Here is a 23,275-nt window from a genome sequence, read left to right as displayed (position 1 = left end):
CGGTTCGGGGCCTTTTTGTTTATAGGAGCACTTACTCAGCTTTAACCAATCTGACTATCCCCTTGTGAAAAGAAATCCATCCCGCGAGATCCAAACCTGCGATATTTGGGATATATTAAAAGCTGATTACTGGCATTTCGGTTGAAGAGATAGACTAATATCTAATCTCCTTACCACTGACCCATACCCTGACGACGTCGAGCTTGTCATTCAACAGTATGACGCTGGCGTCCTTCCCGACATCGATGCTGCCCAGGCGGTCTTCAACGCCTATGACTTCGGCCGGTGTCAGTGTCGCCATCCGTATTATGTGAGGAAGGGGGATGATCTCCGAGGTCTTATGGAGGTTCTTTACGCCGAAGAGGAGGGGGCTTGCGCTCCCCGCCAGTATGTCGGAGTCCCCGATGGTGATCCTCCCGTTTGAGACCTTGCACTGTGTCCCGAAGAACTCGTAGTAGCCGTCCGGTATTCCCATCCCGCCCACGGAGTCGGAGACGAAAACCAGTCTCTTCTCACCCTTGAGTCTGTAGGCCATCTCGATTATGGGGGTGTAGGTGTGGAAGCCGTCCGCGATATACTCCGAAAAAAGATCGTCTGTAAGCATCGCCGCAACTATTATTCCCGGCTCTCTATGGTGGATAGGCCTCATGGCGTTAAAGGTATGTCCGGTGAGCTTGAGGCCGTGCTTCATCGCTTCTGTCGTTTGGTCGTACGTTGCGTCCGTGTGGACGGCGCAGGGTATAATACCCGCCTCCTTCAGGTCGGAGACGAGTTCCATTCCCCCCTCCACCTCCGGGGCGAGCCCCATGACGGTAAGGAGGCCGTCGGTCACTTTAATATACTCCTTCAGCTCCTCCTTGCTGTAGTTCCTTATGGCGTCTGCCCTCTGGGCGCCCGCCCACTTCGGGTTGAGGTAAGGCCCCTCCATGTTTATCCCGACAATCTCGGCCCCCTCTACCTTATCCTTTGCTCCGGCGATGATCTTGAGGAGCCGGACGGTATCCTCGTGGGGGGAGGCGCCTAGGGTGGGAAGGAAGGCCGTAGTCCCGTATTTGGCGAGGGTCAGGGATATTTTTTTCATTCCCTCGAGGGTTGCGATCTCGCACATCTCCCCCATCGCCCCGTGGATGTGGATGTCAAGAAAGCCGGGGGAGATATACAGTCCTCCGGCGTCTACGATCTCCGCACCCTCGGCCTTGTCGTGAAGCGCCCTGTCCACGGACGCGATCTTTCCCCCTGACAGAAGGACGTCCATGTCATCGAGGATCTCGTTTTCCCTGATCAGGCGACCGCCTTTAATCAAAACGTCTTTCAATGGCTTGTTCTCCTATAAGTTTCTCGGCCGTATTGATTATCTCTTTTATCGATCCGTCTGAGAGAAATGTTACGAACGACTCGTAATCTCCCTCACTGCTTTCGTCTTTCTCGACGAGGTAGCCCAGGTAATCGTTGGCGTATCCCACCACCATAAGTGGAAACTCCGACAAAGTCTTCAGCTTCATCGCCGTCTTGCTCATGACCTCGCCCGGTATAAAGAGGATTCCCATCTCCCCGATCATCAAAAGTTCGACCTCGGTTTCCATCTTCCTTTTGCCGATAACGGCCTCGATTCCCCCCAGCTTCGAGATCAGGAGCCTTGCCAGCGCCCCCTCCTTCAGGGACTCCAATTTTCTGATTTCCTCTTTGGAAAGCCCCGCCTTTCTTCCGCCGTCGAGCCTGCCTTTTATCTCATCGATGATCGCTTCCGATTGTTCGACGGCGGGCAGCTCCCGATAGGCGACGGGGACCGCCTCGGACCTTATTTTTATTTCATTCCCGGTGTGGGGTACAGCGGTCTTCTGCATGAAATTAGCGGCCTCAAAAAAAATGTCGCCGAGCCTCTTTCGCTCCTCCGACGTCCTGCCCCGTCTCGTGAACCTGGTGCTGACGTCACCGGCGGCCCCGTTCATGAAGATAGAGGCTCCCCCCCATTTGCCGTCGAGGAGGTCAAGGCCGTAGCCGACAAAGTCGCCCGAGAAGAGGAGGTTATCGGCGCCTAAAGCGGTGGGGTGACAGCCGTAGTTCAGAAGCCGCATAACCAGGTCGTCCCCCTCATCAAAAAAGTGGAGGCCCACCATGGTGTCGTCAAAAAAACCGTCCGGGTCGTTCCTGTTTGCCCCGATGCTCTCAATCCTGATCTTCCCCTTTTTTATGGTGACGAATCTGGAAGCGGAGCAGAGCATGACCGCGGCATTAATGAGTCTCTCCGGGACCTCCTTCAGGTACTCGCCGCTGCCGCCGTCTTCTACCGTGTGGAATGAACCGAATATCCCGGGGCCGGAGTGGGTGTGGGTTGCCGCTAAAATTACATTTTTGGAATCTATCCCGAGGGCTTCTCCGATCCCCTTCCTCAGGGAGCGGCCCCATCCGCCGAGTATGTAAATCCAGTCGAAGCCGACCATTACGATTGAAGACTTGCCGTCCGTGATGTATCCTATTCTTGCCTGGATTGGATCGAGGACACCGGTCGAGACCCCGTTTCGCATTATGTAGCCCCCCAGGGGAAAGCCTATCGGGGGGGTAATGTCAACGACAGCCGCCGATGCCCTTAATAAGTTCTCCTCCATCAGGCGACACCCCGGGCCTTCAGTTCCTCTTTGATCCTGTCGGCGGCGCTTGCGAAATCTATGCCGAGCCTCGTAAAGGCTACCCTGATTCCCCCGCCCACAGTGGGAAGAAAAGGCTCGATTACCTTCGCTTCCGGATAATCCTTCAGAATGTAGTTTGAGAAAGGCTCTAAGATTATCTTTCCCGCGTTAAAGACGCTTCCGGCGTATGAGACAACGAGATCGTCCTTAGAAATGGAGAGCTTTTTCGCCACCGTGACGACGCCCAGGGCGAGCTCCTCGGCAGCCCCCTTCATGACTTCTATCGCCACTTTGTCGCCTTTTTTTGCCTCTTCGGCAACCGCCACGGCGGCCCCGGCGATCTTCTCTCTGGAGAGCCCGGAGCTGACCGAGCTGTACTCGACGTCCGTGTCTCCCTTATCTATCTCCTCCCTCGTCATGATCTCGCCGAGGTATATCGGTATCTGAACCAGGAACATGTCGTCGACGCCGAAATACTTCGGGAACGCCGATGTTAGACTCGTGGGCCTGCCCCTTCCGTCGAAGGCCTTCGAGGCGGCCCTCATCCCCGAGACGGCGATGTCGTAGGCGCTCCCCTCATCCCCGATGATATGTCCCCAACCGCCGACCTGAAATCCCTCGCCCCCCTCGTTGAGGCCGTAGATGGAGGAGCCGGTGCCGGCGGTGGCCACAACTCCGCTCCTTCGATCTTTCGGCACTGCCCCGTAGAACCCGGCCACCATGTCCCCAACGAGATAGACCTCGGTGTCTGTAAAGACCTCGGACAGGATAGCCTCCACGTACTGGGCGCCCTCCCGCTGGTGGCCGATTCCCGCCGTGTCTCCGCATATGATCAGGAGGTCGCTCTCCACCAAGCCGGCGCTCTTGACGGCAAGGGTCACCGCCTCCCTCAACGATTCTCTCACTACCTCTATGGGGGAGAGGACGTGGTTTCCAGGGCCGGACATTCCGACCCCGACGACCTTTCCCTCACCGGTTACGGCGACGGCGGTGGTTTTGGTCCCGCCGCCGTCGATGGAGATGATAACGCCTCCACTCTTCACGTTAGATCACCTCTGCTTAATACCCATGATCTCCCTCGTCTCTTCGGGGGAGTCGCCAAGCTTGTAGCCGAAAAGCACAAAGAAGCCTATAAGGGAGACTACACTCAGCATAATCCAGACCAGCCGGATCCCCAAATCATTTCCGGGCACTGCTCCGAAAATATCAAAGAGGATCGGGAATGAAAAAACCGCAAAGGCGAATCCCACCTTTCGGGAGAAGCCGAAGACGCCGTAGTACATCGATTCACGCCTCTTTCCCGTGAGCATCTGGTCATAGTCAACGACGTCCCCCATCATTGCGTAGACGAGGATCATAAATCCCCCGAGGGGTATGCTCACAAACGGAAACACTATAAAGGGCTGGACGATAACCGGCACCCCGGGAATCATTCCCACAAAGAAAAACAGCGGGAAAAAGAGAGCCAACAATAAAGACACGACACGGAGAAGAGTTCTTTTCGCATATTTCTTGCTGAGCCACATCCAGAGGGGAACCGACGCCACCATAAAGAGTATGAACTCTATCTGAAGGTACATGACGAATTCCGGCTCCTTATCCAAAATTACATCGTTCAAATATGGGACGACCGGAATTAAAACCATATAACACATGTAGAGGAGGATGATGGCTATCCCGAAGAAGAGAAACTGCCTGTTGCCGAACGTGGCCTTTAAAGAGTCCCAGAGGCCGATCTTTTTATCGGCGCCGGAAAACTCCGCGGGAAGCTCCTTAATACCCGGAAGACACATATACATGGTAACAAAGCCGATGGCCCCCACGACAAGGCCCATCTTGAAGGGCCCCCAGTGTTGGTACATAGGAGCCGCGGCGGCGACCAGCATAAAGCCGATAATTGCGTAGACGAGCTTCCAGGAAGTTAGCTTTACCCTGTCCTCCGAGGTCAGGGCTATCTCGGCAAGGAGGGCGTCGTAGGGGATTCCTATGGCGGTGTAGAAGAGGAAGTAGATCAAGAACAGAACTCCCAGATAGAGGACGTTATACAACGACTCCCCGACCACGGGCGGTGTCCAGAAAAATATAAAGGCGATGATCATCAAGGGTGTTCCGAAGACGATAAAGGGCTTTCTCCGCCCCCACCTGCTCTTCAGATTGTCGGAGAAATTTCCGATAAGGGGATCGGTGATGGCGTCGAAAACCCTTCCCAGCGCCAGGATGATCCCAGTTAATACGATCGGTATATAGACGATCTGGCCCGGTTTGGGATCGGTTGGGGCGTAGAAAAACATGATCCACGCAAAAAGCACTCCTTCAATGAAGTTGAGGCTTATGGAGCCCCAGTTATAGAAAAATATCTCCTTGTTTGTGAGCTTCTTTGTAAACTTCTCTGCCATAATCTTCCCCTCTAAAAATATATAGGGTTACAATTCGCATATTATAACTATAATTTGGATTCAATGATACTGTTTTTTATCGACCATGATATTTTATCGCCGGCGGGAAGTGTTATATAGTAGAAGGGCTCCGGGGAGTAGGTCCTCGGCTCGTACCAGATTCTGAGAAAGGCGAGGGGAAAGTCCCCCTCGATAAGGAGGGCCGCTCTGTGGTTGACGTTCCCCACAGAAAACCTGTTCAGATGACCCATGTCGGCAGGGGTAAACTCCATGAGCTGTGTCTTTATCTCGCTGAAGTCGTCGGGGAGGCGAAGTCTGCCGGAGTCGTCTTCTGTAAGGGGTTTGATGAAGTCAAAGGCGGGTCTCAGTGTTTCCGGCAGGACTATATAGCAGTCGGCGCCCATGCCCCCCGGCGCCACAAAGGGGTGGTAATACCAGAGGGTCTGGATGGTCCGTTTTCTGGAGAGGTTTTTGAGCTCAAACGAGATTGTGAAGCCGGCCTCCCTTCCTGAATGGAGCTCGATCCTCTTTTCGAGCCTGTAACCTATTTCGTTCTCTATGAACTCCTGGATGAATTTTACGGCGTCTTTTTTCTTTTCTATGTTCCAGGGGAAAATCTCGATCAGTCCCGGCTCCTCGGTAAACCTGTAGCTTCCGAGCCTTAAGAGGTTGATCCTTCCGACGCCGATTTTAACCCCCTTATCGGCTTTTCCGGGATCATCGAGGGGAATAATCGGGCTTATAAACTCGTCCGGGAATCCAAAGCCCACAACCCTGTCTTTCGGAAAATCGTCGGAAATGAACGAGTAACCGGTTTTGTCATGAAAGTCGGCTATCCAACCTCCCAATACAAACCTTACGCCAAGACCTTCCGTTGTTTCGGGGACCGGAAGGATCGAAATGACCGTAGTATCGCTTTCAATTTGGATCGGATCAGAAATGCTTGATTCTCCCCTTGTATTTCATAAACTCTCTTGTAAGCTCTTCCAATTGATCGGTCTCTGCGTTAATGCTCTGAAATACCGCGGGGGCCTTTCCCTTTGAGGCGAGGATCGATACCGCTTCTATGATTATGGAATGAAGGAGTATAGAGCCTATAATTCCGGAAGTAGCTCCCATTGGGGCCTTTACTCCCGGCACCTGAAAAGAGGCATCGCCCCTTGGGCCCAAATTGTCCAACACGACATCGGCTATATCGTAAAGCTTTTTCTCGGAAGGATGACCGGACTTAACGCTTTCTGAATGTTTAAGGCTTGTGAGGGCTATTATGGACAGACCCATCTTTTTTAGTTTGAGGGCCATTTCTACCGGGGCTACATTTCTCCCCGAGTTTGAGATGATTATCGCCACGTCTCCGGACCTTATTGTATGGCCCTCTATCGCGGAGCTGGCAATGCCCGGGGTCCTCTCCATCGATGAGCTCCTGATCGCCCCGTAGGAGAGTAGAAAGCAAGGATCGAGAATTGCATTAACGGGGACTATTCCACCCGCTCTGCAAAATATCTCCTGAGCCAACAGCGATGAATGACCAGTTCCGAATGTATGAATGATACCTCCGGATTCGATAGCCTTTGCAACGAGTTCTGCAGATGCTTTCAAGTTGTTACCCTGCGAGTTTTTTACTTCGGTAATCATGTCCGAAATGTGATCGAAAAATTTTTCCCACATAAATTTCTGTTCCTCTAAATCATTTTGTTGAAGAAATTACCGCCCTTGCCCTGTGGCAAAAGGGGCATAAGTTCCAAGAACAAAGAAGAGCGTCCGGATTTTTGATCAATATATTTTTCAACAGGCTTATCAGTCCTTTCCCGTCGACCCTCTGAAAAAGCGCATCACCAACTCGCTGATACTTCAGAAGGCCGGCATTTCTTAAAGGGGTTTCTGCCGCGACGAAATTGATACTGCATCCAGGATTTTCCTTGGTCGGAACCTCTTTTATCGAACCATCGGCCGTCTTTACGGCCAGGGGTTTTGCATAGTCTTCACTGTAAGGGATATTGAGATATGGGACTTTTGCTATCGCCTCGGCGACGTGAATAGCAGAATTCGCCCAGTGTCCCACTCCCAGAAGTAATATATCCCCATGAGCCTCTATCAATCCGTGAACGGGAGAGCCGATTCCCAAGGCCGTGGAATCAAGATGGAGGTCGGCGTATTTTTCGCTGTCTTTTCCCCATACGGCCACCGAGTGAGATGGATGGAGGCTCCTTACTACATCTTCGTGTTTTCTAAAAGTTTCGGCTATTGCCCCGAGGGTAGTGGGGGTGGATTTGGGATCGAAAAGCTCTACTGGAGGAAAAGTAAAAGCCGGCATCATAATCGTCCCGGAAGACGTTACGAGCGACATCAAGGCATCGATTACAGCGTTTGCGCCCCCATTAACCCATCCCATCATCTTGAGACTGGAGTGAACTAAAAATTTGTCCCCGAGACCAATACCAAGGGTCTTAAGCCCTTCTTTTATCTCCTCCTTTCCTATTTCCTTTTTGCGCATCATTGTTCCAATATAGAATAACTATAATCTGTAAATATTATCAAGTCAAGGAATAAGGTTTTTAATGTGACTTTTTTTGTAAAAATATAGCCTTAACATAGACTATCTAAAATATACATTTATGATATTGAGAATATTTTATAAATTGTATATTACGGAATCTTAGTATTTTATAATTTCGTTAAAGTAATTTTAGAATCATCATAAAGACTTTATTTGGGTATAATCAATGTTGTCAAATAAAGCATATACGATTTTGACAGTACGACGCTAAATAAGGTGTTTAATACAAAAATATACGATAGTATATAATATCATATTAATATAATATAATAATTATACATCATAATTCGTTAAATAGGTATTTAATTGTAATTATAACACGCTTTTTAAGGTTTTTCTACCTGAAATCTATGCTAAAATGTAAGACACTTTATTTTTATATCTGCGCTGATTGGCCTAATAAGAAGCGAAAAGAGCCTTAAGATCTATGAAAGAGAAAAACGGAGAAAATATCGAAATTAACGATGATGAGACTTACCATGAAGAATACATCCATCGCTGGGATCTACATGTTCATACGGTAATCGGCTCTCCCTGTGCTAACTACGACTCCCTTCAGATTCCCCATTATGCCAACTTGGAAAACCTCGACGGTATCGTGATTACAGACCACAACTTCGGCTGGGCGGCGGACAATGTCACGGTTCAGAGATACGACAAGCTGTTGAAATCGTTTAAGGAGCACGGCGTTCTGGCCTTGATCGGCATGGAGGTAACGTGCGGACAGAATGACATTTTGATCTACCCGGAAGATATAACCGCATTTGTGGATAAGCTGCCGGGGGGATTGGGGAGGATGGACTTCGATGTGGGGGAGGTCGTTGAGACCGCTGATAAAGTGGGGGCATTGTCGGTTCTCGCGCATCCCCACAGTTGCCCGGGAAAAAATGAAGTTATGTTTGATGCCATAGAGCGCTACAACGGAATCAGGGGCGTCTTCCACAATCCCTACGGGATACCGGAGGTGGCCGGAAGCGACGCCCACTTCCCCTGGGGAGTGGGCAAGGCCTTAACCCTGTTCCCTGAGGAGATAGGTGAGATCTCAGACATCGTAAGGCTTGTCAAGGAGGGCAGATGTCGACCGACGAGAAAGGTGGGGTTAAACGGCTGAAGATTGAAGAGCTTTCTTTGAAAACTGTGAGTTGCTGAAGGCCCGTTTTTTTGGAAAATGGTATTGTGGTTATTAAATACAAATAGATCATAAACAATAATGTCCGTACCTCCCCATACCCCAGAGTTTTCGAACCATTTATCCCCGTTGTAGTTCGGTTTCGTAATTACCTGATTTTTCCCGTTAATCTATTCTCTTCTTTAAAAGTACCATGACCTCGAAGAGATAAATCGGGCTTGTGGATTCGGAATAGGGGTAGGTGATCTTTATATAGCGCGCCTTGAACCGCTTTTCGTTTAGCCTCAACCTCTTTGCGTTGTGATAGGGATTGTCGGACGAATAGGGGGTTGTGTGGCTCTCGAGGTAGGTAGTATTAATCCGTTTTTCTTCTCCTCCAAACTCCCCAGTATCGGAGCCGAAGAGGTAGAGGCTGTTTTTTGAGGGGTCGATGTCAGGGACCTTTACGGCCGCTAAGATTTCAACGGCATCGATCTCCGTCTCGGAGCCCAGGTCTATCCACCAGGACCCGCCTATGTTGAGCGTATAGGGCGTTTCAGGATCGCCGTCTATGGAGGCCGAAGAGGTGTAATCGTCCGAGCCGCCGGTCTTGAATCGATTCGACGGATGATCAAGAACGATGTCTTTATACCCCTCAGGAATCGAATTTTCAAAGCCCTCTCTCTTGGCTCTCGACCTCTCGGCGCATTCAAAATCTGAAGAAATGAAATCTTCCATGGAAAGCTCGAAATCGTACCTGAGATACCTCGGTGGGCCTTCGTAGTATACTACGGAAAAATACGCCCTGGTGTCGAAGCCGGATATAAGGGTCGCTATCGGGGGGGAGAGAAAAACCCTCTCGATCAAGCTTATGGGAAAGGAGATGGGGACCATCTTTTCCACGATTCTTTTGGTCTCCTTTTGATCCGGGATAGAGAGAACGTAGTTCTCGAATGAGAAGCCGCGGGGAAGGGACTTCTCCTTTGGAACTCCGGGGGTCACGAGGAATAGGGTTATCTTGGTGTCCCCTGCTATCCTTGAAGAAATATAGAGGGGATAGTAGAGGCGCTCCGTCCTGAAACGATAGAGAAGCGGCTTTACCGCCTCGGGATTCTCCTTTGCGTCCACCAGATCGAAGACGAAATAATTGATTCCCCTGTCAATGTAGGAGGATACTATTGACTTGAAGCCGGTCACTTGTCTTGGTGTTTCCGAAAACCCCTCCTTTTCAAAAAAGTTCTTTAACCATCTGTAGAAATCATCCACGTCTTCGACCCTGACCACGGTGACGTCGTGGGGGCCGATGGTCGTCTCCATCACCACTTCGATACCAGGGACCTTACCCTTGACTTCCCTGCCGTTTTTCGTTCCCCTTCCCAAATCCATTCTGGGAGCCTTTTTTATTATGAGTCTCAAAGCCCTCTCAAAGGTCTTCTCGGGGGCCTCCTCGACCGCCGTGGGTTTTGCCGGAAGGGGGATAAATTCCAAGATCTTTCCACTTTTTGACGTGTGAGAATCGGTGGTGAGTATCAATATCTCCTCGACACCGTTCCAGGCGATGACGGCGTTTTGGGAGGGCTCGAAGACCGATGAATCCACCTCCGCCGTTACCGCGATTGACCCCCTGTCGGCCGAGGCCCGTGAAATGGGGATTGTAAGGGAGAGGGTCAATAATATAAAAAGGAGTATAACGATTCTTGTATTTTTGGATACTTTTTTGTCAGGAGAATATAAAACTTCCTCTATTTTTAAATAATATTTCATTAAATGTCTCATTATTATACCTCAAATTAGCAAAGTTGTTATACTTTTATCTCAAATTCATATTATAAGCGATTTTATGTGGCGGTGTCAAGGAATTGGTTCTGTTTTATCGATTTACGAAAAAATTTTACTAATAATTTTAGTTTGACCCTAAAACTATATCGTGATATAGATTTTCCATTGATTTATTAGAAAATAAGGGGGGAAATATGCCTGAAGTACATGGAGGTCAGCTGGTTGTAAAGGCCCTCGAAGAGGAGGGGATAAGCTATATTTTTACGCTGTCGGGCGGGCACATAGATAAAATATACGATGCGTGTATCGACAGCAAGATCAAGGTCATCGACGTAAGGCACGAGCAGGCTGCGGCGTTTATGGCAATGGGATGGTCGATCGCGTCTGACCAGCTCGGCGTTTGCCTCGTCACCGCCGGGCCGGGCCTTGCCAACGCCGTAACGGGTGTCATGGATGCCCAATGCTCCCACATCCCTATGCTGGTTATTGGGGGAAGGAGCCCAAGGAAGGAGAACGATCTCGGGGCGCTCCAGGACGTAGACCAGATGGCGATCATGCGGACGGTGGCGAAGTCTACCTTCCTCGTAAACGACGTGGAGCGAATTCCCGAGTATATCGGGGTCGCCTTCAGGCACGCCCTGAGCGACCGCCCCGGGCCGGTCTATCTTGAAATCCCAGTCGATATTCTGAAGGAGAGGGTGGATCTGGATACGATCAAGTTTCCCCGCCCGAACAGGGCCGAATACAAACCGGCGGGCGACCCAAAGGCTATTGATGCAGCGGCAAAACTCCTTCAAGAAGCGAAAAAGCCGCTCATTATCGGGGGGGGAGGGGTAAGGTGGGGAAACGCCGGCGAGGCACTTACGAAGCTCGTCGAGAAGACGAATATCCCGTTTATCCTCTTCAACGAGGGGAGGGGGATGGTGCCGGATACCCACCCGATGAGTCTCTGGGACGGCGGGCTGATGGGCCTGACCTTTGCCGCCGCTCAGGCGGACGTCATACTCGTCCTTGGCCTAAGGATGACTTGGCTCGCCTCCTACGGGGCGATATATCCTAACGCGAAGATCATAAGGGTCGACATCTCGGGAGACGAGGTGGGGAAAAATGTCCCCCACGAGGTGGGGATTGTCGGTGACGTCGGAATGGTTACGGCGGCGATAGCTGAAAGAATCGGAAAGTGCGATCACTCCGCCTGGGCCAAGGAGGCGATCGATACAGGGGTCGCTATGATGGCGGAGGAAAACAAGCTGAAGGACTCCGACGCCTCCCCGATCCACCCGGTGAGGGCCGTGAGCGACGTCTACAAGACGTTCGGGAATAAGGCCACCTATTCCGTCGATGGGGGCGACGTTTCCTATTTCGGCGCCGTTCATCTGAAGGCGGGCGGCCCCGGGCAGATGCTTTCAAACGTGGGAAACCTCATGGGCTGCCTCGGAAGCGGAATCCCCCTGAACCTCGCGGGAAAGCTCGCGAGGCCGGACAGGCAGGCGGTTGTGGTCACAGGGGACGGCTCCTTCGGGCTTAACGGAATGGAGATCGAGACCTCTATTCGCCACAATATCCCGATAATCATCGTGATCTTGAACGACCAGGCCTGGGGGATGGTGAAGCACGGACAGGAGCTCCAGTACAACAGGGTCGTGGGGACAGACCTGGGGCCGGTACGCTACGACCTGATGGCCCAGGGTCTGGGCGCCCACGCAGAGTACGTCACGGAGGCAAAGGAGATTATTCCGGCCCTGAAGAGGGCTCAAGATTCAAAGAAGACGGCGGTGGTAAACATCATAACCGACCCGACGGTAACAAGCCCCATAACCTACATATTTGTGGCGGCGTTAAACGTGTAGACTGTTCGGGATTTAATCTTAGTTGGATATTGGAATGGGTGGTGATTGACTTAAAGGGGAGGGGGATGAGTGGGAACGGCAATTTTCGGTCGTTTTCTGCAGGACGTGGCTGGATCGAGGAGGAAGGGGGGAGAGGGGGAGAAGGGGAGAAGGGTAATGAAAGTTCATCTTGCATTCTACTGCTTGAGTTAGTATTTTACATCCGTTGGTTTAGCTTTAAAGGATGTCTAAATCTTGAAAAAGCCGGGAGACTTAAAATCAACGGGGAAGTGGAGCGAGGAAGAAAGGGAGATAACCGGGCCGGAGGAGACCGGCCGGGAGAAGCTCCCCCTCTATTCAAGGTTGATGAGATATTTCGGCCTCGACGATGGCAAAAAGCATAGAGAGGAAACACCGAATGCCGATGACCATAAAAACAAGGGTCATCACGAAAACCATCCCGACAAGGAAGACGAAACCACCCTGGCGGAAAAGATCACGTCCCAGACCAAAGAGGTCAGGGAGATAATAGACCACGTAATTAATCCGGAGGAGAGAACCCTAAAGAACTATCTCAGCGTCAACTTCTGGAAGAAGAAGCGTGAGGAGTACAAGAAGATAAAGGAGAAGGAGGCCGAGGATTTCAACGTCCATCGGATGCTCTCCGAAGGCGCCACGCCAACAATCGAGTACTACATCCTGACCACGCTGTCGGCGATAATAGCGACGGCGGGGCTGATTCAAGGCTCCACAGCAGTAATCATCGGGGCGATGATCGTGGCGCCCCTAATGACGCCCATCCTCGCCTTCTCCCTCGGCGTGATATGGGGCGACCTGAATCTCATCAGAAACTCAACGGTTTCGATCTTGAGGGGTACCGTGCTAGCCGTGCTCATCTCCGCCGGCATAGCGTTTTTTACACCGATTTCGGGGTACTCGGCGGAGATACTGGCCAGGACCCGCCCCGATCTCTTCGACGTTATTATAGCCATTGCCTCCGGAACGGTGGGCGCATACGGCAACGCCAACAGGAAGGTCAGCAATACCCTTGTGGGAATCGCGATTGCGGTGGCCCTCATGCCCCCGCTCTGCACCATCGGTATAGGGGTCGGGACGCTGAACCTGGACATAACCCTGGGGGCGATGACCCTGTTTCTTATAAACCTCATCTCCATATCTTTGTCCAGCGCTGTGATCTTCTGGATCATGAGAATCCATCCCGTCTTTGCGGACGTGGAAATGGTCAAGAAGCGCGCCATCCGTCAGATAATAGTCTCCGTTGTAATCCTGACCGCCATAACGATCCCTGTGAGTTATTTCATGTGGGAGCGCTATTCTGACGAGAAGATAAAGAGCCGGACGAACGCCTATGTGGAGAAAGAGCTTTCCAATACTACGGTTTACAATATGGAGATCAAGAAGGACGACGAAGGCAGCGTTTTGTACCTTACGCTCAAGGGGGGGACCCTCCCGAAGAAGTATCAAATAGAGGATCTAAAGAAGACGATACTCGGCAAGCACCACAAGCTGTCCGACATCAAGATAGAGTTTATCATTACCGTAAACCTGTAACGGTTGGAATGGTTTGGGATGTGGGGGATTAATCCGGCGAAGATAAGTGTAGCAAAAGGCTCCGGTATTATTCGGGCTTGAGTTCTGGGACCGCTTGTGCCTTCAGAAGGATGGAGTCCGGTATAAAGATATTGCTTCCTTTTGGTCGTGTTCTTTTTAACATTCTGCTTGGGTGATTTTGGGATCGGGAAGGAAGGAAGCTTTCTAAAATTCCTCATTTATCCCGCCGAATCAACCCGAAGGGATCGGGGAGAGCCTGTCGTCAAATGAAGTGGATGTTGTGATTGTTGTCCAAGAGGTCGTGTTTCCTCATCTTGAGGGCGTTATCGATGTATTGCTCGATGTATCTCCTGTCCTCCAGGTCAAGGTTTAAAAACTCCACAGCCATTCCGGGGAACACCCCGAAATTTTCCATATCTTCTATCGTCAGGATACGGCTTACTCTTCCCTGGGTCCGAACATCCCTCTTCGGCATCGGGATGGTGAAGTGGAGGGTGACGACATCGTTAGGGATTAGGGGATCTGTCGATTCGAGGAAGATCCCTGTCACCGAGATATCCACGCTGAGGTATTTATCCACCTCGTCATTAAACTTGACGTAGACCTCCCCCCTCATGGCGGCCCTGGGGTAGTAGAGGGAGCTCCTGACCTTGAGGAGCTTGCTGACCGCCTCGACGAGCTCCTTCTGGTCCACCGGCTTGGTGAGGTAGCAGTCCGCCCCGGCCCCCATGCATTTGAGCTTCGCCTCCTTTCCGGCCTTGCTGGATGTTATGATAATGGGGATATCTTTGTAGCGGGGGTCCTTCTTCAGTATTTCGCAGGCCTTGTCGCCGTTGAGATCCGGCATCTCATAGTCCAGAAGGACAAGCTGGGGCTTGCTTTTCTTGATTATCTTCAACGCCTCGATCCCGGATCGGGCCGTTAAAATATCGCAGTCCACCTGGGAGAGCATCGATCTTTGAACGTCCAGGAAGAACCTCAAGTCGTCTACTATAAGTATTTTACTCTTCATAATATCAACCTCTTTCGTGATGCTAAAATAGCATATCTTTTAGGAGATGTAAATAGCCAGTTCAAGAAGATTCGTTCCTTCTTGAAAAAGGCTTGATTTTCGGCCGTTTTAAGGATAGCATAAAAACAATGGAAGACGAGAGAGAAAGAAGCTCGGAGCAGTCCAGGTTTTTTTGGTGGTACCACAATTCTATAATAGTGAGGTTCCTCCTTTCGATTACACCCTGGTTCATGGCGACCTTTCCGAGGTGGGTTCCCCACGTTATCCGTTACCTTTTCGCCCTTTTCTATTTCATCGTTGGGGGGAGGTTTAGAAGGGCGGTCGAGGGAAACCTGAGAGTCGCACTAAAGGATTCCGCCTCAAGCTGGGAGATAAAAAAGCTCACGTGGAGGGTCTTTTTAAACGTGACGAAGTCTTTCGTGGATCTCTTTTACACCGCCTCAATCCCGGACGAGAGAAAGAACGAGATTGTGGAGCGGCCGATAGGCTGGGAGAATGTGAACAGGGCGCTTGATGCGGGGAAGGGGGCCATCTTCGTAACGGGGCATATCGGCAACTGGGAGGTGGGGGGGATTGCGCTTGCAGAATCGAAAAAGAAGGTCCATATGGTCTATATCCCGGACAGGTTTGAGGCCTTCGAGAGATTCAGGGGAAAGACGAGGTCTACAAAGAACGTTGAGAGCATACCCATGGGAGGCACTTACGAAATATCCTTGAAGTTGATTCGCCTCTTGAGAGAGGGGGAGATAGTGGCGATGAAGGGGGACAGGGTGATCCTCGGAGAGGGAATCACGATCAAGTTCTTCGGCAGGGACACCGAATTTCCCCTGGGGCCCTCTCTGATCTCCCACATCTCCGGTGCGCCCATAGTCCCGACCTTTGTAGTGCTGAACGGGGAGGGGAAATATCAGCCGATCGTGTGTGAGCCGATCTTCCCGGAAAAGAGCGGAAACAGAAAGCTGGACATCGAGAGGAACGTGAAAAAGGTGGCCGAGGTGGTAGAGAAATTTATCAGAGAGTACCCCGACCAGTGGTACATGTTCTATCCCTTCTGGAAAGGGGGGAGCTGAAGGGTGGGAGCCATTGAATGCCAAAAACCATTATAAGAGAGAGTAAATATATATAATGAAGATGACGATGATATTTCCCGATTTCGAGGGGCTCCCCTTGAAGTATCGGGCCTTCATAGCTCCGCTGGGGTTAATAACTCTGGCGGCTAACACCCCCGAAGGATATGACATCGAGTTTATAGACGAGCGTCTGGAGCCCGTTCCGGATGACCTCGAGGCCGATATGGTCGTCATCTCCGCGATGACCCCGCAGGCCGAGAGGGCCTATGAGCTGGCCGACGGTTTTCGGTCGAGGGGGATCAAGGTCGTGCTCGGCGGCGCCCACCCCTCCCTCCTCCCCGGGGAGGCGATGGAGCACGCGGATGCGGTGCTCGTGGGAGAGGCTGAGGGGCTGTGGGAGGGGCTTATCAAGGATCTCGAGGAGGGGCGGTCGAAGGGATTCTACATATGCGAGCACAAGCCTGACCTGACGGGGCTTCCACGTCCCCGGTACGACCTCCTGAAGGAGGAGAACTACCTTCCGATCCGTTCGATACAGATAACGCGGGGATGCCCTCTGAACTGCGAGTTCTGCGCGGTCCCGAAGAACTTCGGCAGGAAATACAGAATCCGCTCCATGGAAGAGGTGGTATCGGACCTCGAGGCGCTCCCCTCCCACGTCTATTTTGTCGACGACAACATCCTGATAAAGAAGAGAAATTTCACCGAGCTCTTCAAAAGGATGTCGAAAATGGACAAGAAATGGACGGGGATGGCCCCCCTTCACATAGCGTCGGACAAGGACTACGTCGACCTGATAAGGAGGTCAGGCTGTTGGTCGATGTACGTCGACATAGGACCCTCCGTCTCCTTCGGACTGAAGAGGGATATATCCTCGTATAAAAGCACGGTCGAGAGATCGATGGAGCATATCAAAAGGCTTCAGGATGCCGGCATCAAGGTAATGGGGTCGTTCATATTCGGCTTTGATCACGACGACGAGTCGATCTTTGAGAGGACACTTGGATTCATCGAGAGGAGCGGCCTGGTGGAGCCGGAGTTTCTCATATTGACCCCTTACCCCGGGACCCCCCTCCATGATAAGCTTACGGCTAAGGGGAGGATAATAGACCGCGGCTGGTCCCGCTACAACACCACCCACGCCGTCTTTACCCCCGAGAAGATGACCCCCGAGGAATTGGAGGAGGGGGTGAGGTCTCTGTGGGAGGAGTTTTACGAGAGGAAGAATATAGTTGAGGAGAGCCTGGGAGCGAGGGATGAAGTTGAGTCGCTCCATAGGAGGCTTCTGAAGATGATCCCAAACCTCTTCAGACACAAGTCCCACGACCTGGTGGTCAGGGGAATATCCGAGATGGAGGATATTGAAAAGGGGATTAAGCTTGTCGATATTACGGCCGATGATCTGATCGCGATCTGGCTTAAGGCGAATCCCCCCGTGATAAGGAGAATCGTCTCGGATACCATAAGGGAGCTGGGATACGGCCGCCAGCTTGAGGATTGATATTTTGGGAGAGAGAGGTTTGCAGTCCTGTTTTTTTGGGATGGGGAATAGAGGACGGTCCGAACTGGGGGTATATTCCAATTGCCGGGTTTTGATGCGGCTCGTCATATGGGGTAACAGCCGCTTTGGGCCGTGCTCGGTCAATATAGTAAAACCGAAGTATAAAATTGAGACGAAATGGTTTGACACCGATTTTCCGTGTGATAGAATAACTGAAATTTATTAAGCCGAAAGTGTAAATCATCGTTTGAAACGCATTTATTTGAACGATGTCAAACACGAAGATGGAAATCATCGCAGTTTAAGGTGTGCAGGTAAAGGAAAACGACAAAGATATGGATTTTCACAGGATAAAGAGGCTCCCCCCCTACGTCTTCGCCGAGGTGGACGCCCTGAAGATCGAGGCGAGGCGAAAGGGGGATGACATCATCGACCTCGGGATGGGAAACCCCGACAAGGCTACGCCCCCCCACATAGTGGAAAAGCTTGTGGAGGCGGCCGGCAATCCGAAGAACCACCGCTACAGCTCTTCTCGGGGGATCTACAAGCTGAGGGCGGCCGTGGCGGAGAAATACAGGCGGGAGTACAACGTAGAGCTTGACCCTGAGGAGGAGATCATCGTGACCATAGGGGCAAAGGAGGGCATCTCCCATTTCGTCCTCTCGGTCGTGGAGCCGGGAAGCTCCGTCTTCGTCCCGAATCCAACATACCCCATTCACACCTATTCGGTGATAATCGCCGGCGGTGATATAAGGAGCATCCCCTTGAGTCCCGACAGGGACTTCTTTACGGATCTTATGACGGCGATGAAGCTGATATGGCCAAAGCCGGTGATGATGATCATCTCATTTCCCCATAATCCGACGACCAGAGTTGTGGACAAGGGCTTCTTCGAGGAGGTGGTGAGCTTCGCCCACGAAAACGACGTCATAGTCGTTCACGATTTCGCCTACTCGGATATCGTGTTCGACGGCTACAAAGCGCCGAGCTTTCTCGAAGTGGACGGGGCAAAGGAGGTGGGAATAGAATTCACGTCGATGTCCAAGAGCTACAACATGCCCGGGTGGCGGGTTGGCTTCGCCGCCGGAAATAAAAAACTTGTCTCCGCCTTGGCGAGGATGAAGAGCTACCTCGACTACGGCGTATTCCAGCCTATTCAGGTCGCTTCGATAATAGCCTTAAACGAGGATCAGGATTGCGTGGAGGAGGTAAGGGCCAACTATAAAAAGAGGAGGGACGCCCTCATAGACGGCCTCTCGAGGGCAGGCTGGGAGATAGAGCCGCCCAAGGCCACAATGTTCGTCTGGGCGAAGATCCCCGACGAGTTCAGAGAGATGGGATCTCTGGAGTTCTCCAAGCTCCTCCTGAGGGAGGCGAAGGTGGCCGTATCCCCCGGAGTCGGCTTCGGCGCCCAGGGGGATGACTACGTCAGGTTTGCCCTGGTGGAAAATACCCACAGGATCAAACAGGCGGTGAAGGGGATAAAAAATGTCCTGTAAATAAAAAAATCCGGTTTACTATTTGAGTTTCTATTGAGGCGGAGTTATGGCGGATAAAAAGTTGGATTCAATAAAGGTTGGTGTAATCGGTTACGGCACCGTCGGCACGGGGGTCGTTAAAATCTTGAGCGAGAACAGCAACCTGATTAAGAGAAGGCTTGGATATGACATTACCATCGAGAAGATCTGTGACATAGATATTAAAAGGGACAGGGGCGTGAATATCGACAGGTCGGTTCTTACCACCGACATAAAGGAGATAATCGACAATCCCGACATATCGATTGTGGTGGAGACCGTCGGGGGGATCGATATCGCCCAGGAGCTGATTCTCTCGGCCATAAAATCTGGCAAAAACGTGGTCACCGCCAACAAGGCGCTTCTGGCGGAAGCGGGAGAGGAGATATACAAGGCGGCCCACGAGGTAGGCGTCGACATAAACTTCGAGGCCTCGGTGGGGGGCGGAATCCCAATCATAAGGACACTGAAGGAGGGCCTTGTCGGGGACAGGGTCGAGTTCATCTTCGGGATTACAAACGGAACCTGTAACTATATCCTGACCAGGATGACCGACGACAAGATGGCGTTTGCCGAGGCCCTAAAAGAGGCGCAGGAGCTCGGCTACGCGGAGGCCGACCCGACCCTTGACATCGAGGGGATAGACAGCGCCCACAAGCTTGCCATAATTATCCCCATAACCTACGGCGTTAAGGTGGACTTCGAGGACATCTACATCGAGGGCATCTCGAAGATAGATCCTATCGATATCAAGTTCGCCGGCGAGATGGGCTACAAGGTAAAGCTCCTGTCGATCCTAAAGGACACCGAGGACGGCATAGAGGCGAGGGTTCACCCGACGTTGATACCCTTCAGGTATCTCCTCTCCAACGTCAGCTTTAACCTGAACGCCATCTACATCAGGGGGAGGGCGGTGGGGACGATCCTCCTCTACGGTCAGGGGGCCGGAATGATGCCGACAGGGACGGCGGTGGTCTCGGACGTCATCGAGCTTTCGAGAAACGTCATATCGAAGACAAAGAAGAGGGTCCCGCCCCTCTCGTTTGACTACGCCGATATCAAGAAGGTAAGGCCGAAGCCGATGGAAGACGTCGTTACCAACTACTACCTCAGGTTTTCGGCCTTGGATAAGCCGGGCGTCCTCTCGAAGATTTCCGGAATTCTCGGCAAGTTTAATATCAGCATAGCCTCGGTGATCCAGAAGGGGAGGGCAGAGGGACACGAGGACGTCCCAATAGTCATGATGATCCACGAGGCGAGGGAAAAGGACATTCGCGTGGCGCTAAAAGAGATTGACGCTCTCGACGTTATAAGCAGGCCGTCGATTTTCATAAGGATCGAGGATACGGCGATGAAAAAGGGAGGGAGAAAAGATGAGTGGCGATAGATATTCGGGGCTTATCGATAAATATTGGGACAGGCTTCCCGTTAAAAAGAGGGAAAACGTAATTACCCTGATGGAGGGTAACACCCCCCTAATTAGGGCGAGAAACATCGAGGCGGAAATATTCGGCAACGAAAAGAAGGGGATCACTCTCTACTTCAAGTACGACGGCATGAACCCCACCTGCTCGTTTAAGGACAGGGGGATGACCGTTGCGGTGACGAAGGCGGTGGAGGAGGGATCGACCGCTGTGATCTGCGCATCGACGGGAAACACCTCCGCTTCCGCCGCCGCCTACGCGGCGAGGGCCGGGCTCAAGGCCTTCGTCTTGATACCGGAGGGGAAGATCGCCCTGGGGAAACTCTCCCAGGCAGTGATGCACGGGGCGAAGGTCATCGAGGTCAAAGGAAACTTCGACGAGGCGCTCGCCCTCGTCCGTGACATCTCGGAGAACCACCCCATAACGATGGTCAACTCCCTAAACGAGCACAGGATTGTCGGGCAGAAGACGGCGGCCTTCGAGATAGTGGAGGCGCTGGGAGACGCACCAGACTATCACTCCCTTCCTGTGGGTAACGCCGGGAACATCACCTCCTACTGGATGGGATACACCGAGTATCACAAGGATGGGATCGCCAAGAAGCTCCCCAAGATGATCGGCTTTCAGGCTGAGGGGGCGGCGCCGATAGTGAGGGGCGAGATAGTCAAGAACCCGGAGACCGTGGCCACCGCCATCAGGATCGGAAACCCTGCATCGTGGAAGAGGGCGGAGGCGGCCCGGGACGAGTCGGGGGGGCTGATCGATATAGTAACGGACGAGGAGATCCTCGAAGCCTACCGGCTTGTCGCATTCAGGGAAGGGGTCTTCTGCGAGCCGTCATCGGCGGCGTCTATCGCCGGTGTTATAAAGAAGAGGGACATGTTCAAGCCAGGCGATACGATCGTCTGCACGCTCACCGGCCACGGCCTCAAAGACCCGGACAACGCGATAAGGGTCGCCCCGGAGACCACATCGGTCAAGCCGGACATGGCGGATGTCCTCAAGGCGATGGGTCTGTAATTCAACCCTGAATTCTATCATCTCCTTGAAGCTGCACCGGGGGGATTGGCATATAATCAATAGTTTAATTTAATATTGGTATGAAGCGATGAAATCTATAAAACACATCGTACTTCTGGGGGACGGGATGGCCGATGAGCCTGTCGATGAGCTCGGCGGGAAGACGCCCCTCCAGTACGCGAAGACGCCCAACATGGACGAGATCGCGAGGGGCGGCGTCTCGGGGCTGGTGTCCACCGTACCCGATGGCTTCGAGCCGGGCTCCGATGTGGCCAACATGTCGATTATGGGCTACGACCCGGCCGAATTTTACACAGGAAGGGCGCCCATCGAAGCGGCCAGCATGGGGATCGACCTCTCGCCCACCGACATCGCCTTTCGGATGAATCTCGTTACGTTAAGCGAAAAAAGAGGCAGGAGGCGGATGGAGGATTACTCCGCAGGGCGCATCACGACCGAGGAGTCGACAAAGATCGTGGAGTATATCGAAAGGGAGTTCGGAAACCACGAGTTTTCGTTCTATCCGGGCAAGAGCTACCGCCATATAATGGTCTGGAAGAACGGCATCGGTGGTATAGTCACCACCCCCCCCCACGATATCTCCGGCGAGGAGATCGGGACATACCTCCCCCACGGAGACGGGGCGGGTAGGATATTGAAGCTGATGAGGGACTCCCAGCGGGAACTGCCGGATCATCCGGTAAACGGGGCACGGGTGTCGAAGGGGGAGAGGCCGGCGAACTCCATCTGGTTCTGGGGACAGGGGACAAAGCCTGCCTTTCCACCATTCGGGGAGCGCTTCGGGATAGGGCGGGGCGCCGTGGTAAGCGCGGTCGATCTCGTTCAGGGGCTCGGGGTCCTTATGGACCTATCGATTATCAAGGTCGAGGGGGCGACCGGCTGGATAGACACGAACTACGCGGGGAAGGTCGAGGCGGCCTTGAACGCGCTCTCCTCCGGGGCGGATTTCGTCTACCTCCACGTGGAGGCGCCGGACGAGGCGGGGCACGAGGGGGACGCCGCGATCAAGGTCAGGGCCATAGAGGAGTTCGACAAAAATATCGTAGGCCCGGTGCTCTCCGGATTGAAGAAGTTCGACAAATACAGAATTCTCCTCATGCCGGATCACCGCACGCCGGTGAGGATAAAGACCCACGACACAGATCCGGTTCCATTCTCGTTTTTCGGAACCGGATTTAAAAGTAACGGCGCTGTTGGTTTCTCAGAGTCCGCATGCGGAAAGACCGGCCTCTTTGTCAATAAGGGCCATGCGCTGATGGGGTGGCTCTTCGGTTGACGTCGGAGTGGAGGGTGCCTGCGTGGAGCTGAAGAATTAACGAAATAATATTTGTCATTCCCTTGGGAATCGGGAATCCAGAATTATATGTCATTCCCGTGAAAACGGGAATCCAGATAGATATTTTTCCCCCGCATACGCGGGGACAGGCTGGATTCCCAATCAAGTTGGGGATGACAGAATATTTATTCTATCTTTCACCCCTTTTTGTCATTGCAAGGAGGACGGAACAATATATGTCATTCCCGTGAAAACTGGAATCCAGATTAATATAAAAATCATTAACATGAGGTTCAAGAATGAAAAATTTAAGACTGACCGTGATTTTGTTTATTGTTGGCGCCTTTCTTTTGGCGCAGGCTGTGGTAAGCGCACAGAGCGATGCCGCGAAAGAATGGGCGATAAAGGGATATAAAGAAACAGATCCCAACAAGCAAATCGAGTATTACACCAAGGCAATAAGTATCGACCCGAATTATGCCTGGGCCTACAACGCCAGGGGGAGTGCATACACGGCTTTGAAGAAATACAACGAGGCGATAGCGGACTATACCAAGGTGATAAGT

The 23,275-nt window shown here is 52.1% G+C and carries 19 protein-coding genes; 10 read left to right on the top strand and 9 right to left on the bottom strand.

Annotated elements, in window-relative coordinates; genetic code table 11:
- Positions 1-154 precede the first annotated feature (154 nt).
- From nagA to JW984_15545, 7 genes are all read right to left on the bottom strand, one after another.
- On the bottom strand, positions 155-1,315 hold the full coding sequence (nagA, locus tag JW984_15575; protein MBN1574617.1) for an N-acetylglucosamine-6-phosphate deacetylase: 1,161 nt from the start codon (positions 1,313-1,315) through the stop codon (positions 155-157).
- Positions 1,296-2,606 carry a hypothetical protein gene (locus JW984_15570; GenBank protein ID MBN1574616.1) on the bottom strand — a complete coding sequence of 437 codons (1,311 nt, stop codon included), beginning with the start codon at positions 2,604-2,606 and terminating at the stop codon, positions 1,296-1,298. Before JW984_15570 ends, nagA begins: the two co-directional genes overlap by 20 nt.
- Complete coding sequence (locus JW984_15565) at positions 2,606-3,670, bottom strand: hypothetical protein (GenBank protein MBN1574615.1); 1,065 nt, start codon at positions 3,668-3,670, stop codon at positions 2,606-2,608. Before JW984_15565 ends, JW984_15570 begins: the two co-directional genes overlap by 1 nt.
- Before the next feature lie 6 nt (positions 3,671-3,676).
- Positions 3,677-5,023: an MFS transporter gene (locus JW984_15560; GenBank protein MBN1574614.1), complete on the bottom strand. Its 1,347-nt coding sequence runs from the start codon at positions 5,021-5,023 to the stop codon at positions 3,677-3,679.
- A 47-nt stretch (positions 5,024-5,070) separates the two neighbouring features.
- Positions 5,071-5,871 carry a hypothetical protein gene (locus tag JW984_15555; GenBank protein ID MBN1574613.1) on the bottom strand — a complete coding sequence of 267 codons (801 nt, stop codon included), beginning with the start codon at positions 5,869-5,871 and terminating at the stop codon, positions 5,071-5,073.
- An 85-nt stretch (positions 5,872-5,956) separates the two neighbouring features.
- A complete protein-coding gene (locus JW984_15550; protein ID MBN1574612.1) occupies positions 5,957-6,691 on the bottom strand; it encodes an SIS domain-containing protein in 735 nt (244 codons plus the stop codon).
- 19 nt (positions 6,692-6,710) lie between these two features.
- Positions 6,711-7,520, bottom strand: coding sequence for an AAC(3) family N-acetyltransferase (locus tag JW984_15545; GenBank protein ID MBN1574611.1), 810 nt, complete (start codon positions 7,518-7,520; stop codon positions 6,711-6,713).
- A 487-nt stretch (positions 7,521-8,007) separates the two neighbouring features.
- Here JW984_15545 and JW984_15540 point away from each other — a divergent pair, with 487 nt between their 5' ends.
- Positions 8,008-8,691 carry a PHP domain-containing protein gene (locus JW984_15540; protein ID MBN1574610.1) on the top strand — a complete coding sequence of 228 codons (684 nt, stop codon included), beginning with the start codon at positions 8,008-8,010 and terminating at the stop codon, positions 8,689-8,691.
- A gap of 183 nt (positions 8,692-8,874) precedes the next feature.
- Here the strand turns inward: JW984_15540 and JW984_15535 are convergent, their stop codons facing one another.
- A complete protein-coding gene (locus JW984_15535; protein MBN1574609.1) occupies positions 8,875-10,452 on the bottom strand; it encodes a DUF2330 domain-containing protein in 1,578 nt (525 codons plus the stop codon).
- A gap of 209 nt (positions 10,453-10,661) precedes the next feature.
- Here JW984_15535 and JW984_15530 point away from each other — a divergent pair, with 209 nt between their 5' ends.
- Together JW984_15530 and JW984_15525 are read left to right on the top strand one after the other, a co-directional pair.
- Entirely contained in the window at positions 10,662-12,317 is a 1,656-nt protein-coding gene (locus tag JW984_15530) for a thiamine pyrophosphate-binding protein (protein ID MBN1574608.1), read from the top strand.
- A gap of 234 nt (positions 12,318-12,551) precedes the next feature.
- On the top strand, positions 12,552-13,868 hold the full coding sequence (locus tag JW984_15525) for a TIGR00341 family protein (protein MBN1574607.1): 1,317 nt from the start codon (positions 12,552-12,554) through the stop codon (positions 13,866-13,868).
- 262 nt (positions 13,869-14,130) lie between these two features.
- Here JW984_15525 and JW984_15520 read toward each other — a convergent pair whose 3' ends face one another.
- Positions 14,131-14,880 carry a response regulator gene (locus tag JW984_15520; GenBank protein ID MBN1574606.1) on the bottom strand — a complete coding sequence of 250 codons (750 nt, stop codon included), beginning with the start codon at positions 14,878-14,880 and terminating at the stop codon, positions 14,131-14,133.
- A gap of 128 nt (positions 14,881-15,008) precedes the next feature.
- Between JW984_15520 and JW984_15515 the strand changes: the two genes are divergently transcribed.
- The 7 genes from JW984_15515 to JW984_15485 form a co-directional block, all read left to right on the top strand.
- Positions 15,009-15,950, top strand: coding sequence for a lysophospholipid acyltransferase family protein (locus tag JW984_15515; protein MBN1574605.1), 942 nt, complete (start codon positions 15,009-15,011; stop codon positions 15,948-15,950).
- Between the two features lie 55 nt (positions 15,951-16,005).
- The gene (locus JW984_15510; GenBank protein ID MBN1574604.1) at positions 16,006-17,451 is read left to right on the top strand and encodes a B12-binding domain-containing radical SAM protein; all 1,446 of its coding nucleotides are present in this window, start codon (positions 16,006-16,008) and stop codon (positions 17,449-17,451) included.
- Between the two features lie 335 nt (positions 17,452-17,786).
- Positions 17,787-18,950 carry an aminotransferase class I/II-fold pyridoxal phosphate-dependent enzyme gene (locus JW984_15505; GenBank protein ID MBN1574603.1) on the top strand — a complete coding sequence of 388 codons (1,164 nt, stop codon included), beginning with the start codon at positions 17,787-17,789 and terminating at the stop codon, positions 18,948-18,950.
- A gap of 61 nt (positions 18,951-19,011) precedes the next feature.
- Complete coding sequence (locus JW984_15500) at positions 19,012-20,355, top strand: homoserine dehydrogenase (GenBank protein ID MBN1574602.1); 1,344 nt, start codon at positions 19,012-19,014, stop codon at positions 20,353-20,355.
- On the top strand, positions 20,342-21,412 hold the full coding sequence (locus JW984_15495; GenBank protein MBN1574601.1) for a threonine synthase: 1,071 nt from the start codon (positions 20,342-20,344) through the stop codon (positions 21,410-21,412). The genes JW984_15500 and JW984_15495 overlap by 14 nt, the downstream gene beginning before the upstream one ends.
- A gap of 97 nt (positions 21,413-21,509) precedes the next feature.
- A complete protein-coding gene (locus tag JW984_15490) occupies positions 21,510-22,709 on the top strand; it encodes a cofactor-independent phosphoglycerate mutase (protein ID MBN1574600.1) in 1,200 nt (399 codons plus the stop codon).
- A 299-nt stretch (positions 22,710-23,008) separates the two neighbouring features.
- On the top strand, positions 23,009-23,275 hold a 267-nt coding region (locus JW984_15485), incomplete at its 3' end, for a tetratricopeptide repeat protein (GenBank protein ID MBN1574599.1).

This window comes from Candidatus Zymogenus saltonus, assembly GCA_016929395.1.
In the GTDB taxonomy this organism is placed as follows: Bacteria; Desulfobacterota; Zymogenia; order Zymogenales; family Zymogenaceae; genus Zymogenus; species Zymogenus saltonus.
Note: the sequence above shows the minus strand (reverse complement) of the source record. Positions and strands in the feature narration are given on the sequence as shown.

What these genes read in the sequence shown, in the direction of transcription:
- JW984_15570 (MBN1574616.1), bottom strand. Translation starts at nt 2,606, where the DNA reads ATGGAGGAGAACTTATTAAGGGCATCGGCGGCTGTCGTTGACATTACC.
- JW984_15560 (MBN1574614.1), bottom strand. Translation starts at nt 5,023, where the DNA reads ATGGCAGAGAAGTTTACAAAGAAGCTCACAAACAAGGAGATATTTTTC.
- JW984_15550 (MBN1574612.1), bottom strand. Translation starts at nt 6,691, where the DNA reads ATGTGGGAAAAATTTTTCGATCACATTTCGGACATGATTACCGAAGTA.
- JW984_15545 (MBN1574611.1), bottom strand. Translation starts at nt 7,520, where the DNA reads ATGATGCGCAAAAAGGAAATAGGAAAGGAGGAGATAAAAGAAGGGCTT.
- JW984_15540 (MBN1574610.1), top strand. Translation starts at nt 8,008, where the DNA reads ATGAAAGAGAAAAACGGAGAAAATATCGAAATTAACGATGATGAGACT.
- JW984_15535 (MBN1574609.1), bottom strand. Translation starts at nt 10,452, where the DNA reads ATGAAATATTATTTAAAAATAGAGGAAGTTTTATATTCTCCTGACAAA.
- JW984_15530 (MBN1574608.1), top strand. Translation starts at nt 10,662, where the DNA reads ATGCCTGAAGTACATGGAGGTCAGCTGGTTGTAAAGGCCCTCGAAGAG.
- JW984_15520 (MBN1574606.1), bottom strand. Translation starts at nt 14,880, where the DNA reads ATGAAGAGTAAAATACTTATAGTAGACGACTTGAGGTTCTTCCTGGAC.
- JW984_15515 (MBN1574605.1), top strand. Translation starts at nt 15,009, where the DNA reads ATGGAAGACGAGAGAGAAAGAAGCTCGGAGCAGTCCAGGTTTTTTTGG.
- JW984_15510 (MBN1574604.1), top strand. Translation starts at nt 16,006, where the DNA reads ATGAAGATGACGATGATATTTCCCGATTTCGAGGGGCTCCCCTTGAAG.
- JW984_15505 (MBN1574603.1), top strand. Translation starts at nt 17,787, where the DNA reads ATGGATTTTCACAGGATAAAGAGGCTCCCCCCCTACGTCTTCGCCGAG.
- JW984_15495 (MBN1574601.1), top strand. Translation starts at nt 20,342, where the DNA reads ATGAGTGGCGATAGATATTCGGGGCTTATCGATAAATATTGGGACAGG.